Source organism: Shewanella sp. GD04112, from assembly GCF_029835735.1.
GTDB lineage: Bacteria > Pseudomonadota > Gammaproteobacteria > Enterobacterales > Shewanellaceae > Shewanella.
In genome coordinates this window covers 1,725,659-1,743,288 of record NZ_JAOEAL010000001.1, presented here as the reverse complement: position 1 = coordinate 1,743,288, position 17,630 = coordinate 1,725,659, and the positions used below count along the sequence as shown (strand labels likewise).

Here is a 17,630-nt window from a genome sequence, read left to right as displayed (position 1 = left end):
GCCTATCTCATGCCGAGAATCGGTGTATGACTGCGAACATCATGATTTTGAGCTCTGTGCCTTAACAGATGATCCATCAACACAATCGCCAGCATAGCTTCGGCGATCGGTACCGCGCGGATCCCGACACAGGGGTCGTGACGACCTTTAGTCACGACTTCCGCCATTTCCCCTTGGGCCGTCATGCTTTGGCCCGGCACACTGATACTCGAGGTCGGTTTTAATGCAATATGGGCGACAATGGGTTGGCCCGATGAAATGCCGCCAAGTATGCCACCGGCATGATTTGATTCAAAACCCAGCGGCGACATTAAATCGCGCCCTTCCGAGCCTTTTTGCGTGACAACGCCAAAACCATCACCGATTTCAACGCCTTTTACCGCGTTTATGCCCATTAAGGCATGGGCGATGTCGGCATCGAGCCTATCGAATACGGGTTCACCCAGTCCAACGGGAACACCAGTCGCTACCACAGAGATTTTGGCGCCAATCGAATCACCGGATTTTTTCAGCTCGCGCATATATTCATCTAGCGCCTCGAGCTTACTCGCATCGGGGAAGAAAAAGGCATTCTGCTCGATTTGACTAAAATCGAGGGTCTCGGCACTAATCGGTCCAAGTTGAGACATATAGCCTTGGATATTAATACCATGCACTTGTTTTAAATACTTTTTCGCCACAGCACCCGCCGCAACCCGCATAGCGGTTTCGCGGGCCGATGAGCGGCCACCGCCACGGTAATCACGCAGGCCATACTTTTGCTGATAGGTGTAATCGGCGTGTCCTGGGCGGAATAAATCTTTGATATTGGAGTAATCTTGGCTGCGCTGATCGGTGTTTTCGATCAGAAGCCCAATGGAGGTGCCTGTGGTTTTGCCTTCAAACACACCGGATAAGATCCGTACTTCATCAGGCTCACGGCGCGCGGTGGTATAACGGGATGTCCCAGGACGACGGCGGTCTAAATCATGCTGCATATCGGCTTCGGTGAGTTCGAGCCCTGGAGGGCAACCATCAATAATACAACCGAGCGCCACACCGTGACTTTCACCGAAGGTAGTCACCACAAAATTTTGACCAATACTGTTTCCAGACATCCGCTTTTTACACCTTAAATGATTTGCTTATCGCTCCGCGCCCAGCAATGGCTGGACAATTCTTTTTCCCGCTGCAAGCCTAACTGGCAGCGGGAAAAGACTCAACCTAATTTATGTGCTTATTGTGATTATTGCGCGTCGCGATAAATAGCAAAAAGCGATTGATGTTCGACCAATTGATCGCGAGTCAGCACAAACACACCGTCACCGCCGTGTTCAAAACTAACCCAAGTAAAAGGCACTTCAGGGAATTGCTCCACCAGATGCACCATAGAGTTACCCACCTCAACCACTAAAATTCCCGTTGGTGTCAGGTATTGGGCTGCATTCGCTAAAATTCGTTTGGTTAAATCGAGGCCGTCACGACCCGAAGCTAAACCAATCGCAGGCTCATGGTGGTATTCATCTGGCATATCGCCGATATCTTCTTCATCCACATAAGGCGGATTAGAGACAATCAAATCATATTGTGGACCTTCAGGAATGGCTGAAAACAGATCCGATTGCATCGGGAAGACTCTATCCATCACGCCTAAGGTTTCGACGTTGATTTGCGCCACATCGAGGGCATCTTCACTGATATCCAGCGCATCAACCTCGGCCTCATCAAATTCGTAGGCACAGGCAATCGCGATACAACCACTGCCAGTACATAAATCTAAAATACGATTAACGGGTTTGCCGTATAACCAAGGAGCAAAGCGATTGGCAATCATCTCGGCGATAGGTGAACGTGGTACCAATACGCGCTCATCCACATAGAATTCAAGCCCTGCAAAGCGCGCTTTATTGGTTAAATAAGGCACTGGCAAACGTTCACGTACGCGGCGTATGATCAGCTCAACGATTTTGTGTTTTTCGCTGCTGGTTAAGTTACTTAAAATCACCTGTTGGCCGATTTCTTCGGGCAAGTGCAGCGCATGAAACACTAGGGCGATGGCCTCATCCCACGCGTTATCAGTCCCGTGGCCATAGTACACATTGGCATCATTAAAGCGGCTCACCGCCCAACGCAACATGTCACCTATGGTGCGTAACTCTGTCACAGCTTCATCTACAAAGATCTTATCCAAAACGCTCTCCCGCTTGTTTGTTCGCAAACATTGTAACTGAACTCTATTCAGAAACCATAGGATTCAATAGAATACCCGCCATGAATAAAGACGATGATAAAGAAGGCATGGCGATGTTTTCGGCGCTGATCGAGGGGATAAAACCTATCGCCCAAGATAAGCGGCATTTTCGCACGCCCCTAAAAACCAAACATGAAATTGAACTGAAAGAGCAGCAACTGCATGCTAACAGTTATTTCTCAGATACTTATCAACCTCTGCTGCCCGTTCAGGGGCCAATGCGTTGGCTCGATGAGGGTGTCGATAGTCTCGAGCTTAAACGCTTAAGACGCGGCGATTACCAACCGGATTTATTGCTGGACTTACACGGTTACCGTCAATCCGAGGCTAAACTCGAGCTCGCGGCGCTGATCCAAGCCTGCGTCAAACAGCAAAGCCAATGTTGTTGTGTGATGCACGGTTACGGCACTGGCATACTAAAACAGCAGGTGCCTATGTGGTTGGTGCAACATCCGATGGTAAAAGCGTTTCATCAGGCCCCTAAAGAATGGGGTGGCGATGCGGCGCTGCTAGTACTTATCGATATTGGCGACCAGCCACATCGACGTTAATGGACGTATTTTTCCTCTAAAAACAAAGGGCCCACTAATGTGAGCCCTTTGTTTTATCGAATGAATTAACTAATGCTGTGGGGCGCATGTTGCCAAACAATGCAGGCCTGCTCGGCATGTTTATCTATTAGAGTGATTCCAGAGGTGGCAAACAAGGGCGGCTCAACACCGGCGACTAACTCACTAACCAAATAGCCCAAGAGTGGCATATGGGAAATCACCAGCACTTTATCGGCCTTGTACAATTCGGCATAGGCAACAATTAAAGCGGCTACATTGGCGGGATCGCCTGACGGCACTAAATCATCCACGACCAGCCATTTGCGAGGCTCGGGGAAATGTTGACTCAATTCCTGCCAGGTTTGCTGCGCACGTAAATAAGGGCTGACCAAAACAAGATCAAAATCGCTGACACTTCTGGCTAACCAGTTACTCATTAAGACAGTATGGTGTCTTCCTAAATCGGTAAGCGTTCTGTCCCTATCCGACTGAGCATTAAATCCAGCGTCACCATGTCGCATCAAAAATAGCTGCATACTTCTCTCGCTACCCACACTTGTTTTTGTTTTATCCCAATTGTAGCCCTAAAATGGATTTCAACAAACCTTGTAAGGGTTAATCTTTAGTCGATAAACACAAGAGATATTTGCCAAAAACCATTAAGACTATCAATATATAACAAGCCATCGTTACCGGAGTGTCTCTTTGCAAGCCTCTCAGTCTATTTACAAAAGTCCAAACGATCATCGTCAGTACCGTTATCTCGTGTTAGATAATGCTCTCAGGGTATTATTGGTCGAAGATTTGGACGCCAGCCAAGCCGCCGCTTCCATGGCGGTGGCCGTAGGACATTTTGATGATCCTGTGGATAGACCCGGTATGGCACATTTTTTAGAGCATATGCTCTTTTTAGGCACTGAAAAATTCCCCGACTCCGGCGAATATCATGCCTTTATCAATCAGCATGGCGGCAGTAATAATGCGTGGACCGGCACAGAGCACACCAATTTCTTTTTTACCATCAACGCCGACGTTTTTGCCGACTCCCTAGACAGATTTAGCCAATTCTTTATCGCCCCCAAGTTTGACCTCGACCTGGTCGATAGGGAGCGCCAAGCGATTGAATCTGAATTTAGTTTAAAGCTGAAGGACGATATCCGCCGCACCTATCAAGTGCTTAAAGAAACCGTCAATCAACAGCATCCGTTTTCGAAATTTTCCGTCGGCAATTTAGTCACCCTTGGCGGAGAACAGGCGCAGGTCAGAAGCGAGCTATTGGCGTTTTATCAAAGCCATTACAGTGCCAATTTAATGACGCTCTGTTTAGTCGCCCCGATGCCGTTAGATGATCTTCAAGCGCTTGCGGTCGAATATTTCAGTGCAGTCCGCAACTTAAACTTAGTCAAACAGTATCCTGATGTGCCGCTGTTTTCTGAAAATGAGCTGCTTAAGCAAATCAATATTGTCCCTTTAAAGGAACAAAAGCGTTTAAGTATCAGTTTTAACTTCCCTGGCATCGACCACTACTACAAACGCAAGCCGCTGACCTACATTAGCCATATTCTAGGTAATGAGAGTAAGGGCAGCCTACTGTCGTATCTTAAAGAACAGGGGTTAGTGAATAATCTCTCCGCAGGCGGCGGAGTCAATGGCTATAACTTCAAGGACTACAGCATAGGTCTGCAACTGACCGACAAAGGCGTGGCCAATATTGACGATATCGTGTGCAGCTGCTTTGAGTATATCGAGCTGATAAAAACCCAAGGCCTTGAGGATTGGCGCTATCTAGAAAGAGCGAATCTGCTCAAGATGGCATTTCGCTATCAGGAGCAAGTGAAATCCCTCGATTTAGCCAGCCACTTAAGCATCAACATGCACCACTACGAAGTGGAAGACTTAGTCTTTGGTGACTATCGCATGGATGGCTTAGATATTAGCGAAACCCTTGAGCTATTGAGCTTAATGACGCCGCAAAATATGCGCTTGCAACTCATAGCACAGTCCGTTAAGACCGACCGCAAAGCCAATTGGTACCATACACCATATCAAGTCTTACCGATAAAACCCGAATCCCTTGCCCGTTGGCAAGTGACACAAATTCGCCCTGAGTTGCAATTGCCCGCAGCCAATCCCTTTATCGTGGCCGACTCCATTGCCCGCCCCGATAAAAGTGAAGTCGCCGTGCCAGTGATTGTCGCTGAATCAACTGGATACCGGATTTGGCATAAAAAAGACGATGAGTTTAATGTCCCGAAAGGCCATATGTATCTATCGCTCGATTCGGAGCAAGCGAGTAAAACCCCAAAACATGCTGCCCTCACCCGCTTATACGTTGAGATGCTGCTCGATTATTTGACTGAGCCCACTTACCAAGCGGAAGTCGCTGGACTTAGTTATAACATTTACCCTCATCAGGGTGGGATCACACTGCATCTATCTGGTTTTACGGGTAATCAAGAAACGCTGTTAGCCCTGCTGATCCAAAAGGCGAGAGAACGTAATTTCACCGAAGAACGGTTTGCGTTAATTAAATCTCAGCTGCTGCGTAGCTGGCAAAACCTAGCGCAAGCCAAACCGATTTCGCAACTATTCACGAGCTTGACTGCCACACTGCAAAAACGCAGCTACGAGCCTGCTCGCATGGCGCAGATGCTGGAAAATATCACCTTAAATGATCTGCATAACCATGTACGCGCCTTTTACGAGAAGATTTACCTTGAAGGGCTGATTTACGGCGATTGGCTTGTGTCAGAGGCGCAAGCCTTAGGAAAACGACTGGAGCATATCTTGTCCCTCGTCTCTAGTCCAAGCGCAGAGTCGACCCGTGAATTAATCAACTTAACTGGGCAAGGCACTCTCCTTCGGGAATTGGCGATAGACCATCAAGACAGTGCGATTATTGTTTATTATCAATCAGCTATTGCAACACCTGAGAAAATGGCGCTGTTTAGCTTACTCAACCACACTATGTCTTCGACCTTCTTCCATGAGTTACGTACCGAAAAACAATTGGGCTACATGGTCGGCACAGGTTATCTGCCACTCAATCGCCATCCGGGACTCATTTTCTATATTCAATCCCCGACAACGGGACCGCTGCATTTATTAGAGGCAATCGATGAATTTATCGCGGACTTTAATTATGCGGTAATGCAAATAACCAATGAAGAATGGGAAAGCACCAAACAGGGACTCATCAACCAAGTGATGGAGCATGATGCTAACCTAAAAACCCGTGGTCAGCGTTATTGGGTGAGCGTGGGCAACCGTGATTATCAGTTTAATCAGCGTGAATTAGTGGTCGCAGAAATCAACAAACTCACTCGCCCAGATCTTATTAAGTTTATGATGCGAAAAATGCGCACTAAGCATAGCGATAGATTGGTGCTTTTTAGCACAGGTTCTGCCCATGCGGCCCAGTCAGCGCTCAAATCAGAGAATATGATTACCGATCTTAAACTCTTTAAACAAGACACTGAAAAGTTCAATTTTTAGGCTGCAGTCTCAAATTAGATCATGAATTGAGAGTTTGAACTAAACAAACAAAAGCGCTGTGTTATGGGTTTTGCCTAGTCGTATCTCTTGTCTTTGTATAAAAATTTGATGCAAAACGCGGTCAATCCTCTTGAGAGATGAAAAAGGATGCAAAATCCAACGCCATCTATCTGCAATCAAAAGGATTTTTTACATTCTCACTTTTGACAAAAGCAAGTATTTCTGGAAAAGTGATGTAACACAATTGTTTCATGGCATCCTCGGACAATACTAAGAACAACACTATGCCAAAAGTACTCTTACAAATTCTCCTCTTGCTTGCGCTTGCATTTTTCTCTTGTGTGCAAGCACAAGAACTTCCTATTGCACTGAAAACTGAATCCTATGGCGTTCCCGAAGGCTTGTCACAAAGTACCATCACATCTGTAGTAGAAGACACCGATGGCTACATATGGATCGGAACATTAAATGGGCTAAATAGATTCGACGGAGAAGAGTTTAAGCACTTTTTTACAAATGACCGCTCTGGTTTATCCAGCTCATTTATTCAAAGTTTGCTATTCGATAATGGGACATTATTTGTCGGTACTGATAATGGTCTGAACATATACAACTCGGACTTAGAGACCTTTGAAAAATATCCAGACATTAATGAAGCAATTTGGTCAATAAATGATAATGGCGTGGTTTACACTGTAGGTACTAAAGATAAATTAATAGAGATCAATAAGGAAGATTTTAAAATAAAAAATATCTATTCCAATGATGAGTTTAGCTTTGTAAAAAAAGCAATTAAAACATTAGATGGATATATAATAAGAAACCATGATGGAAAAGTCATTCATTTTAACAAAAACAAAACCAGCAAAATACTTAAGAAAAAATCATTAGACATCGATTTCTCATCAACCAAAATATTTATATTAAACCTAAATGGCGAATATGAAACAATTGAAGATGAATATGCTGTATCAAAAAAAATCAAAGAGAATTTTTTTACTATAAGAAATGAAAAAGTATTAAAAATAGAGCCAAAAAATCTAGATTCAATACTACAAGGATATTTACTTGATAAAGGAATAACTGAGCCAACACAAGCATACAGCACAAAAAACTATATTATAATACCCTCTTTAAACATGGGTTTCATCTTAATAAGAAATAGTAGCAACCTTGTTCAATCACTTGTCAACCCAAGAGATAACGTGTGGTCAATTTCGATACTTGACAAATCAATAGCAATATCTGGCGACAATAGTGAAATAGGTATTTACAATCCAGACCTGTCATTACAACGTATAATAAATACATCGATTAACGGACCAAAATATATTTCCTCATTCGAAGGCGATTTAATTGTAGGTGGACAATCTGGACTTTTCTTTTTAAAAGAAAAGAATAACAAAATAACAAATGACAATATAGTTTCACTTTATAAAAAAAATGAAAACACTTTAATTGTCGGCACAGATAACTTCAAAGTACATATAATAAATTTAAGCACAAAAAGAATAGAAAAAACTGTAAACTTAAAAAACAGGCACCCTCTATTTGGACTGTTAGAAACTAATAATGGTTATATATTACTTGCAACGCAAGGTGGTTTGATTCAACTAGACCAATTTGGAAATGAAACATTATTGTATGATAAAGACTTTGTTTATTGCGTAGCCGAAACAGAAGAAACTTATGTTTTTGGCACAAGAACATCTATCATTTCCATGAGCAAAGATGATCCTTCTCAACTTGAAATTTATTATACAAACAAACCTTTTTACTCGATTGCTACTGACAAAAAAGGTAATTTGGCAGCATCATCACTGAACGAGATAGTCATAAAAAATGGAAACAAATTTCTTAGGCTCCCATCCGAATATGGAAGTCAGAATGAATACAATACTCAAAGCGGCCTTTACTTTAATGGCATGTATTTATTCGGAGGAATCTCTGGAGTTAGTTTAATTGACGTTGAAAATACAAGAAATCATATAGCAAAAGAAAAAATTGAAACAAACATAAGTGAATTACTTGTTTTCAACAAAGTTGTAGACTATGAAAGCAATTTTTTAGAAAAGAGCATTTCTAGTTCAAATGTTGTGAATTTAAAGTATTCTGACTATCCATTCACACTCAAGTTCAACTCTCCAAAATCGAGCCACAAGAAAATTGAATATTTTTATAATCTTGACGGTCTATCAGAGACTTGGATCACTGCAAAAGAAATAAACTCAGCAACTTACACTAACTTATCACCGGGGAACTATATTTTTAATGTATATGCTGAAAATCCCGTAACAAAAGAAAAAGGTCCAACAAAGTCTATCAAAATTAATGTATCTCCGCCTTGGTGGACATCGATTTATGCAAAAATATCTTATTTTATTTTATCAATACTTATTACTTTTTCTATTATTAAATCCATATTAAGAAAACGAGAAACACAACGCCAAATTGCATTAAGTGAAGAACGTCTAAAGCTTTCTTTATGGGGAAGTGGCGATGAAATGTGGGACTGGGATATTGAGACTGGCAATATTTTCCGTTCGAATATTTGGGGGGCATTGGAATTTCCGAGGGATGGTCACCGTTCAGGCAACAGTGATGAAGAAAGTAATATTCACCCCATGGATCAAGAACGTGTAAGAGAAGCACTCAATAAACACTTCTACGGTGAAACCGACCATTTTGAAGCGGCATATAGAGTTAAAGGCAAAGATGATAGTTGGATCTGGATCCTAGACCGAGCGAAAATCGTAGAAAGAGACGATAAAGACAATGCACTACGGATGACGGGGACAATTAAAAACATCAGTCAGTTCAAGCAAAAGGAAGAACAATTAAAACTGTTCGAAAAAGCCATTGAAAATATTTCCGAAGGTATGTTTATTCTCGACAGTGAATATCGATTTGTTGAGGTGAACGAAGCGTGCTGTAGAATTTCTCAGCGTAATCGAACTGATTTTATTGGTAATCTGCTTACCTTCGATTTGTATCCGGAGTCCTTTACTAATCAAATTCGTACCATGTTAAAACAACAAGGTCGTTGGGCCAGCGAAGTTGAAGCTAGCCGTGGTGACAAAAGCCATTTCCATATGGAACTCACAATTGACGCCATTTACGATGAATTAGGTGAATTATCGCATTACGTTGGGGTATTTTCTGATATATCAAGACGTAAACAACAAGAAGAAGAGCTTCGTAAACTCACCAACAATGACCTATTAACGGGGCTGCCCAATCGCTCAAACTTGCAAGTCACCTTAGGAAACTTAGTTAATAAAGAAATTACCCATGCCTTAATGGTACTCGATCTCGACAATTTTAAGCGTATCAATGACTCCTTAGGCCACCAAATTGGCGATCAGTTACTCAAACTCGTGTCCGTCAGAATTAAGTCTGTTGTTCCTAAAAACACCAGCATCTATCGCCTAGGTGGCGATGAGTTTGCGATTGTACTCGATAAAACATCTGACATTAGTGCCTGTGCCGCGATTGCAGGACGTGTCATTGAAGCCTTTAAAACCATGTTTGAAATCGGCCATGAGCAGCTGGTTTTGGGCGTGAGTATTGGTATTGTTTTCTACCCTGAAGATGAACAGAGTGAGCAAGCACTACTGAGAAAAGCGGATATTGCCATGTATCATGCTAAATCTGCCGGCGGTAATTGTTACCAATTCTACTCAGAATCCCTTAACCAACATGCGATTAAACAATTAGAAATTGAAAACCTAATTCGTGAAGGATTAAAAGAAGATTTATTTGAGGTGTATTATCAACCCAAAGTTGATCTTAAAAGTGGTCACGTCGCGGGAATGGAGGCCTTAGTCCGTTTAAATCATCCCACGCGTGGATTAGTCCCACCAAATGATTTTATTCCTCTTGCAGAAGAAAATGGTCTCATTATCGAAATCGGTGAAATTGTGCTGAGGAAAGCCTGTTTTGCTGCGCAGAAATGGCGTGAACAAGGGCTATTTAAAGGAAGAGTCGCCGTCAATTTATCGTCACGTCAGTTTGCCCTACCCGACCTACAACAAAGAATAGAATCTATTTTACGCTTGACACAATTACCAGCCTCCCACTTGGAACTTGAAATCACCGAGGGGACGGTTATTAAACAGCCAGAAATGGCCATAACCGTTATGCAGCAACTAGCGAAGATGGGGGTTAGTCTAGCGTTAGATGATTTCGGTACGGGTTATTCCTCATTGTCTTACTTAAAACGATTCCCAATTCATACGCTTAAAATCGATAAAGCCTTTGTCGACGATATTGATAAATCAGACCGAGATTTGAAGATGGTCGATTCGATCATTACCATCGCTCACAATATGGGTCTGTCGGTTGTCGGTGAAGGTGTTGAACAGGCTGCGCAGTTAAATATCCTACGAGCCCTTAATTGCGAGGAAATACAAGGTTATATCTTTAGCAAAGCGATAAATGAAACCGAATTTACTCAGTTGCTACAAGATGATCGGAGTAAATTCATGCCCCACCACAACATTATCTGATCATTACATTATCTCTCAATCGGTAGTTTGAAACATTGGCACAACATCTGCAATGAGGTGTTCAGTGTCAAAAAATAAAACATTATCAACTACCCTGAGAGATAAAATGATGAAAGGAATTCTAACTGCTGCTGTATTACTATCTACCCTAAGCATCGCCATTAACGCTGTTTCTCTCGAAACAGCGGCAGCACCAAATGTGCGCTTCAAACCTGTTGAACTCGCAGCAGCACCAAACGTGCGCTTCAAACCTGTTGAACTCGCGGCAGCGCCAAACGTGCGCTTCAAACCTGTTGAACTCGCGGCAGCGCCAAACGTGCGCTTCTCAGAAACAACTTTGGCTTAATCGGTTTAATAAATTTTAGAGACAAGGAGCTAATCATGATTAACTCACTCAAAAAAGCACTTGGTTTCGCAAAGCCTGTTCGTAAAAAAGTGAAATTACCAGAAGGCTTAAACCACCTAGAAGTGATCCCAGCCAAAGGTTGGTGGAATTAATTCCACTTTAAGCGGAAATATGCCGTTTACAGAGCCTAGAGCCATTTTGCTAGCGCGCGGCCTAGGCCAATAAAAAGGAGCTAATGCTCCTTTTTTATTGGCCGCATTTACGAAAAACCATATACATTAAGCGGTTAGTCTAACGTCAGAAGTCTGGCGCATTCTGCTTAACGCAATACGTTTATGGGAAGAAAACAGTGGAAACGCTAAGGGACCAAGTATAAATCCCATTACAGCCCAATAGCTTACCGATAGTCCTGCTCTAAAAGCCGCAACACCAAAACACCAGGAACAACTCACAGACAAGGCGACAACGATATAAAACATGAATCCCACAGCAACCTCTTTATCGGCTAACTCACGATAGTGCAAATCAAAAAATAGCAGTTCTCAATACAAATAAACTCTAAGCAAGACTACTTATCTGCACTAATCAACATCTAGATACACGGCGTCACGGCACAACTGCCGTAAATAGGCACGCCATAATACAAGATCCATCTGACAAATGTGAACATTTTTTAGGCAAAACTTAGCCAAGAGGCAATAAAAAAGCGGCATCGAATTGCCGCTTTTTTAACCAACACCTATTTATGTACCTAGAAGAAACGAGTCTTTTCTGCCGCCATCGCCTTAAGACGTGGACATGGCTCAAATCGGTCGCCGTATTGAGCCTGATAACGTACCAGTATGCTCACTAAATTATCGGCCCCTAGAGTATCGATATAGTGGAATGGGCCACCCAAGAATGGTGGGAAACCAATACCGAAGATAGCGCCAATATCACCATCACGCGCTGAAGCAATAATGCCGTCATCTAAACAACGTACTGCTTCATTGAGCATTTGCACGACACAACGTTCCGCTACCGAGCTCATTTCTTTATCGATACCCGGTTTGATACCTAATACGCCATACACGCTTTCATCCACGGCTTTCTTCTTGCTGGACGCTTTATTGCCAGCTGCATATTGATAGAAACCTTTGCCATTTTTACGGCCTTTTCTATCATCGCTCAGTAACTTATCGAAGGCTGCTGGGGCTTTAAAGCGCTCACCCAGTTCTTTTTCCAGGATTGGAGCGATTTTAGCACCCACATCGATACCCACTTCATCGAGCAGAGTGATAGGGCCAACGGGGAAACCGAACTTCACTAAGGCTTTGTCTAAGTGCTCAATACTCTGCCCTTCCAGCAGCAATTGGGCAGCTTCGTTCATATAAAGCGCGAGGATACGGTTAACATAAAAACCGGCACCGTCTTGTACCACGATTGGTGTTTTACCCTGTTTGCGGGCAAAGGCCACTGTGGTGGCAATCGTCTCTGGAGACGTTTTCGCATGGGCAATCACTTCCACCAGCGGCATTTTTTCTACGGGTGAGAAATAATGTAAGCCAATCACATTTTCAGGACGGCTCGCTGCTTGTGCAATTTGACCAATGGGTAAAGATGAGGTGTTAGATGCAAAAATCGTGTGCTCACCGCATTCACGCTCAATATCTTTAACCATCTGATGTTTAAGCGCTAAATCCTCAAATACGGCTTCAACAACAATATCAGCGTCCTTAACGCCTTTATACTCAGTCGTCGTTGTCATCAGTGCCATTAAATTGTCGCGAACGGCTGGCGTCATATGACGACGTTTAACGCCTTTATCCAATAACTTATAGGCGTAGGAAAGCGCATTGCTTAAGCCCTTTTCGTTAATGTCTTTTACCCGTGCAGGAATTTTAGCCTTAGTCGTCGTGACCGAAGCAATACCACCGCCCATCAAACCGCCACCTAAGATCACGGCTTTTTTGACTTTACGTGGTGTCGCCCCTTCGGCGCCAGTTTCTTTCTTCATCTCTGTGGTGGCAAAGAAAATACTGCGCAGCGCCTCAGATTCTTTCGACACCACCAGCTCTGCAAAATGGCTGGCTTCCACCTCAAGCCCTTTCTGCATTCCCTTAGCCATACCTTGGCGCACGCAATCAATAATTTTTGCCGGCGCAGGATAGTTACCTTGGGTTTTCTTAGCGACTTGCTTGGCGGCTTGATCGAAAATAATGTTACGACCGAATCCTGTGCCTTCGAGTAATTGATTGACCAGCGATTTTTTAACTGGTTTCGCAGTGCGCTTACCCGCAAGCGCCATTTCCACCGCGGTTTGCAGTAAAATCGTCTGTGGTACTACGTCGTTGACTAAGCCCATCTTTAACGCTTGTTTAGGACGAATTTGTTTACCCGTCAACATCATATCCAGTGCAGTAGTGATCCCCACTAAACGAGGTAAACGCTGAGTACCGCCGCCACCGGGTAATAAACCGAGTTGCACTTCGGGGACGCCCAGCATGGTCTTGCCATCATCACTACACACACGTTGATGACAGGCGAGCGCAAGCTCTAAACCGCCCCCTAAACAGGCGCCATGTATCGCGGCAACCACAGGGATATTCAAGGCTTCTAACTCGTTAAACACCACATGCCCTTGCTGGGATAGGGCCTTAGCATCGCCCGCCGTTTGGCAAGCATCGAGCATAGAGATATCCGCACCAGCTACGAAGGAGTCTTTTTTACCCGAAATCAGCACTAGGCCACGGATACTGCTATCGCGTTTAATCTCAGACAGGATCTCACTGATCTCAGGGCCAAATTCTGCCTTGAGGGTATTCATGGTTTCGCCGGGTACGTCCATCGTTAGAATGGCGATACCGTCTTCACGGCGGGTTAAATAAAATGTCTTTTCCATCGCCATTACTCCACTTCCACAATCATTGCAGCACCAAGACCACCCGCAGCACAGGCCGTTGCCAGACCCGTTCCGCCGCCACGACGTTTAAGCTCACGGCAAACCTGAGTGATTAAACGTGTACCTGTGGCCGCAAATGGATGGCCGTAAGCTAAAGAACCACCGAGCACGTTAAATTTGTTCATATCGATTTCACCAATGGCACGATTACGCCCTAATTTTTCTTCGGCAAATTTCTTTGAGGCAAACATCTGCATATTGGCTAAGGTTTGCGCCGCAAAAGCTTCATGCATTTCGATGAGGGTTAAATCTTCTAATTCCATGCCGGCGCGCTTTAATGCCAATGGCGTTGCATAGGATGGCCCCATCAGCATGTCTTGCCAGACATCAATCGCGGTAAATGCGTAGCTCTTAATGTAACCAATAGGTTGATAACCCAAGGCTTTAGCACGGCCTTCGCTCATCAAAATGATCGCCGAGGCGCCATCGGTTAGCGGCGTACTGTTAGCGGCCGTCACGCTGCCATGCTTTTTATCGAAAGCGGGACGCAGTTTAGCGTAAGAGCTTAAATCGGAGTTTTCACGAATGTTATTATCGCGCTCGATAAACTGTTTGTAAGGGGGAACATGGGCCACCATCACTTCGTCACGTAGGTGACCTGAAGCCCAAGTTTCACTCGCCAGCGTGTGGGAGCGGTGCGCCAATGCATCTTGGTCGGCGCGGCTGATATTATAGGTCTTGGCCATTTGCTCTGCGGTTTGTCCCATAGACAATCCGGTAGAATACTCAGCAACGGCAGGCGGCACAGGCAGTAAATCTTTAATGCCTAAACGGCGGAAAATTTGTAACTTTTGGCCAAAGCTGCGGGCTTTATTCAGATCGACTAAGGCATGGGCAAGTTTTTTAGATACCCCAATAGGCAATACCGATGAGGAGTCGGCGCCGCCGGCAATACCAATCTCGATATTGCCGGTCATGATTGACTCGGCCACATTCACCGCAGATTGGAAACTGGTCGCACAGGCACGGGTCACGCTGTAGGCATCGGTTGACACATCCATGCCCGTTCCTAACACGATTTCACGGGCAATGTTCGGTGCCGCAGGCATTTGTACCACCTGACCGTACACTAATTGCTCAATCAACTTAGGATCCAGTTCGCTACGGGCCAGCAGCTCGTTAACCACCATTTTGCCCATATCGAGCGCCGATACACCGTGGAATGCGGTCGCCTGTTTCGCAAATGGCGTTCTTAAGCCCGCCACAATGGCGATACGCTCACCCTTTGCGTTAGTTACCTGTTGTCTATCACTCATTTGTCACCCTCTTTATGTGCGCTATCGCTGAGAGATTTCAGGCGGCGCTATCGATTTCCATGTTTGCCCTGCTGTGGCCTAAAAAGCCTAATAACAGGTCTGACCATTAAAGTGTGATCTGATTCTAACTTCTTGTCAGCAAGTTTTAAACACCTGTTTGTTTTTTTAACACTAGCCAAACCCTTAGGGAATTCTTTACCATATTCGTTGTCTATAGCCCACACACGTATTTTCAATCGATATTTTCAACCTAAAAAACGAGTAGCATCATGCCTTTGAGTCGCTTCCACGCATTACGCACTTACCTAAATAAGGTTGTTTTAGGGCAGCCAGTTTTGACCGAAAACCTGCTCATTGCCCTCATTGCCAATGGCCATTTATTAGTAGAAGGCCCACCAGGTCTTGCTAAAACCCGTGCAGTTAAAGCCCTCTGCGATGGTGTGGAAGGGGATTTCCACCGGATCCAATTTACCCCAGACCTACTGCCAGCAGACCTTACGGGTACGGATATCTATCGCTCACAAACTGGTACCTTTGAATTTGAAGCGGGCCCAATTTTCCACAACCTGATCCTCGCCGATGAAATCAACCGCGCCCCAGCTAAGGTGCAGTCGGCGTTATTAGAGGCCATGGCCGAAGGTCAAGTAACCGTGGGTAAAAACAGTTATAAGTTGCCGCCACTCTTCCTCGTGATGGCGACACAAAACCCCTTAGAAAACGAAGGCACTTATCCACTGCCCGAAGCCCAGCTCGACCGCTTTTTAATGCACCTGAATTTAGATTATCCAAGCGGTGACACTGAAATCGAGATCCTGCGCCAATCCCGCCAAGAAGCACTCACCCATGAGCTGCCGACTGCGGAGCCCATTGCACAGGCCGATATTTTTGCCGCCCGAGATGAAGCGATGGAAATCTATCTCGCCGAGCCGCTTGAGAAATACATAGTCGAAATCATTATGGCGACCCGCCAACCCGCCCGTTACAGCGACGAGCTGGCAAAATGGTTAGAGTACGGTGTGAGTCCGCGTGCGACGATTTCGCTGGAGCGCTGCGCCCGTGCCAGAGCCTGGTTACACGAGCGCGATTTTGTCTCTCCCGAAGACATTCAAGCCGTTGCCCCCAATGTGTTAAGACACAGACTGCTGCTGAGTTATCAAGCGCAGGCCGAGGGTGTCAGCCGCGACCAAGTGATCAACCATATTTTGACTCAGGTCGCCGTCCCTTAATCTCAGGGCATAGACTGGATACGCGGGCTGATAAATCCTAGGTAACTGAATCGCTTTGTATGAGTAGCTTTGAATGAATAACAGTGCGCTAAACGCATCCCTACACGGTGATGGCAATCCACATGGCTTGCCATTATTTGCCGACGGGCTGCATTTAACCGAGAAAGAACTGCTAGCCTGCCAGACGATTGCACGGGCTATTCCTGAGCGTCACAGCCGGGCACGTGCCAATATGGCTGGGCATCGCAGCAGTTTAATCAAAGGCCGCGGGATGGAATTTGCCGAAGTGCGCCATTATCAACAGGGGGACGATGTACGCACCATAGATTGGCGCGTTACCGCCCGCACGGGGCAAACCCACACTAAGTTATTTATCGAGGAGCGCGAGCGCCCTATTCTGCTGCTGCTCGATTTAAGCCAGAGCCTGTATTTTGGCTCGAGTTTGCTGCTGCAGTCGGTACAAGCGGGGCATTTAGCGACCACGCTAGGTTGGAATGCCATCAATCACGGTGACAGACTCGGCGCCTTAATCGCCTGCGAGTCGGAGCATCTAGAGTTAAAACCCCGCAGTCGCCGCCAAGGGATTTTACAGCTCATTTCAGGCCTGCGCCGAGTGCATGAGCAACAACTCAATCAGCTCGGCAGTCATCCACGGGATCCAGACCATATCCTGCGCGCCTGCCAGCGCTTGCAGCGGATCGCGAAACCGGGCTCATTGATTTGGATCATCACAGATGGCAGCCATTTTACGCCGCAATGTATCGCGCCGCTGACAGAACTTAAACGCCATTGTGATATTGGCGCTTATCTGGTGACAGACCCTCTCAGGCAGGGCAACCTCAACTTACCCAAGCAGTTTAGTTTGCCAGTTCGCGAAGGGGACCAAGATTTAGTGCTGACTCGCGACAGTTATCAAGCATGGCTTGGGCAGCAACAACAGCAGCAAAATGACTTTATCGCCATGATGCAAAAGCTGAAGGTGCGTACCCAATTTATCGACGCGGGTTTACCCCTCGCGCAGCAGCTAGCCTTACTGCAATAACAGCACGGCAAATAAGTGAGTAATAGTAGACAGCA

At 45.1% G+C, this 17,630-nt stretch carries 11 protein-coding genes; 6 read left to right on the top strand and 5 right to left on the bottom strand.

All coding sequences use genetic code 11. From position 1 onward, the window contains the following. Nucleotides 1–2 precede the first annotated feature (2 nt). Both aroC and prmB read right to left on the bottom strand, forming a co-directional pair. Nucleotides 3–1,097: a chorismate synthase gene (aroC, locus tag N7386_RS07885; RefSeq protein WP_126512920.1), complete on the bottom strand. Its 1,095-nt coding sequence runs from the start codon at nucleotides 1,095–1,097 to the stop codon at nucleotides 3–5. Nucleotides 1,098–1,225: 128 nt separating this feature from the next. Continuing rightward, entirely contained in the window at nucleotides 1,226–2,170 is a 945-nt protein-coding gene (gene prmB / locus N7386_RS07880; protein WP_126512919.1) for a 50S ribosomal protein L3 N(5)-glutamine methyltransferase, read from the bottom strand. Nucleotides 2,171–2,250: 80 nt separating this feature from the next. Here prmB and smrB point away from each other — a divergent pair, with 80 nt between their 5' ends. Beyond that, nucleotides 2,251–2,781, top strand: a complete 531-nt coding sequence (gene smrB / locus N7386_RS07875; protein ID WP_126512918.1) for an endonuclease SmrB — start codon at nucleotides 2,251–2,253, stop codon at nucleotides 2,779–2,781. Between the two features lie 65 nt (nucleotides 2,782–2,846). Here smrB and sixA read toward each other — a convergent pair whose 3' ends face one another. Then, nucleotides 2,847–3,317: a phosphohistidine phosphatase SixA gene (gene sixA, locus N7386_RS07870; protein WP_011625784.1), complete on the bottom strand. Its 471-nt coding sequence runs from the start codon at nucleotides 3,315–3,317 to the stop codon at nucleotides 2,847–2,849. 169 nt (nucleotides 3,318–3,486) lie between these two features. Between sixA and N7386_RS07865 the strand changes: the two genes are divergently transcribed. The 3 genes from N7386_RS07865 (at nucleotide 3,487) to N7386_RS07855 (ending at nucleotide 11,130) form a co-directional block, all read left to right on the top strand. Then, entirely contained in the window at nucleotides 3,487–6,276 is a 2,790-nt protein-coding gene (locus N7386_RS07865; protein WP_126512917.1) for an insulinase family protein, read from the top strand. Nucleotides 6,277–6,560: 284 nt separating this feature from the next. Beyond that, nucleotides 6,561–10,784, top strand: a complete 4,224-nt coding sequence (locus N7386_RS07860) for an EAL domain-containing protein (RefSeq protein WP_126512916.1) — start codon at nucleotides 6,561–6,563, stop codon at nucleotides 10,782–10,784. Between the two features lie 64 nt (nucleotides 10,785–10,848). Continuing rightward, a complete protein-coding gene (locus N7386_RS07855; RefSeq protein ID WP_279767849.1) occupies nucleotides 10,849–11,130 on the top strand; it encodes a hypothetical protein in 282 nt (93 codons plus the stop codon). Nucleotides 11,131–11,881: 751 nt separating this feature from the next. On the opposite strand, the gene fadJ is transcribed toward N7386_RS07855, so the two are convergent. Both fadJ and fadI read right to left on the bottom strand, forming a co-directional pair. Next, nucleotides 11,882–14,011 (bottom strand): fatty acid oxidation complex subunit alpha FadJ, encoded by a 2,130-nt coding sequence (fadJ, locus tag N7386_RS07850; RefSeq protein ID WP_126512913.1) that lies wholly within the window; start codon nucleotides 14,009–14,011, stop codon nucleotides 11,882–11,884. 5 nt (nucleotides 14,012–14,016) lie between these two features. Next, a complete protein-coding gene (gene fadI, locus N7386_RS07845; RefSeq protein WP_126512912.1) occupies nucleotides 14,017–15,327 on the bottom strand; it encodes an acetyl-CoA C-acyltransferase FadI in 1,311 nt (436 codons plus the stop codon). Between the two features lie 269 nt (nucleotides 15,328–15,596). Here fadI and N7386_RS07840 point away from each other — a divergent pair, with 269 nt between their 5' ends. Both N7386_RS07840 and N7386_RS07835 read left to right on the top strand, forming a co-directional pair. Continuing rightward, nucleotides 15,597–16,553: a MoxR family ATPase gene (locus tag N7386_RS07840; RefSeq protein ID WP_011622189.1), complete on the top strand. Its 957-nt coding sequence runs from the start codon at nucleotides 15,597–15,599 to the stop codon at nucleotides 16,551–16,553. 73 nt (nucleotides 16,554–16,626) lie between these two features. After that, nucleotides 16,627–17,595: a DUF58 domain-containing protein gene (locus N7386_RS07835; RefSeq protein WP_126512911.1), complete on the top strand. Its 969-nt coding sequence runs from the start codon at nucleotides 16,627–16,629 to the stop codon at nucleotides 17,593–17,595. The last annotated feature ends 35 nt before the right edge of the window (nucleotides 17,596–17,630 follow it).